This window comes from Dietzia sp. UCD-THP (genome assembly GCF_000349585.1).
In the GTDB taxonomy this organism is placed as follows: domain Bacteria; phylum Actinomycetota; class Actinomycetes; order Mycobacteriales; family Mycobacteriaceae; genus Dietzia; species Dietzia natronolimnaea_A.
In genome coordinates this window covers 3,421-4,197 of sequence record NZ_KB714678.1, presented here as the reverse complement: position 1 = coordinate 4,197, position 777 = coordinate 3,421, and the positions used below count along the sequence as shown (strand labels likewise).

Below are 777 nucleotides of genomic sequence, written 5' to 3'. Positions count from 1 at the left end.
TTCCAGACCTGATCGGGTAGCTCTCGGTCGTTGGAGTGGTAGATCCCGCAGACGTGGGTGGGCAGGGCGAAAGCCGGGGGCACCGGCAAGCCCAGGGTGCGCATGCGGTTGACGCTGTATGCCTTCCCCCCCAGGACATCACGGTCGCCGGACTGGGCACCGTCGAGCAGAACGACGGAGGGATGAGTGGTCATGATGGGATTCCTTCGTGCGGGCCGGGTTCGGGGCCAGTTGACGGATTGAGCGTGGTGGCACGTGCGGCGGCGCGAGCGGCCATCAAGCCGCCCTCGACGAGGAGGTCGATTCCGTTGAGCCACGACGCTTCTGGAGAGAGCGCAAAACCGATGACCGCGGCCACTTCGTCCGGTCGCCCGTGCCGGCCCACGGTCGCGACCGAGCGCTCCATTGACTCCTGGCCCATGCTGGTGGCGAAGTCCCCCAGGATCGGGGTTTCCACGGGGCCAGGGCTCACACTGATGGCGCGCCGGTCGGTGCCGATCAGGCGGGCGGCGAGCCGAGTGGTCCAGTCGACGAGAACTCGCTTGGACGTGTCGTAGGCCGCCGGGCCGTCAACCGGGTGGTCGCCCAGCCAGGCCCGGATGTCCTCCGGCGTTGTGGCCGAGATCAGCTGCTCGACGGACTCCGGGGGCTGGGTGTTGCGATGGGCGGCTACGGAGGCGACGTTGACGACCGCCGATGACGCCGTGAGACGGGGCAGTAGCCCCTCGGCCATCAGTTTCGGGCCCAGGACATTGACCCGAAGGACGGCTTCCGGGT

The 777-nt window shown here is 68.3% G+C and carries 1 protein-coding gene and 1 pseudogene; both read right to left on the bottom strand.

The window, feature by feature from the left end:
• A pseudogene (locus tag H483_RS0120480) lies at window positions 1–194 on the bottom strand (PEP/pyruvate-binding domain-containing protein); the annotation flags it as partial.
• Window positions 191–777, bottom strand: a 587-nt coding sequence (locus H483_RS38005) for an SDR family oxidoreductase (protein ID WP_042330455.1), incomplete at its 5' end; no start/stop codon positions are given. The pseudogene H483_RS0120480 and the gene H483_RS38005, both read right to left, overlap by 4 nt.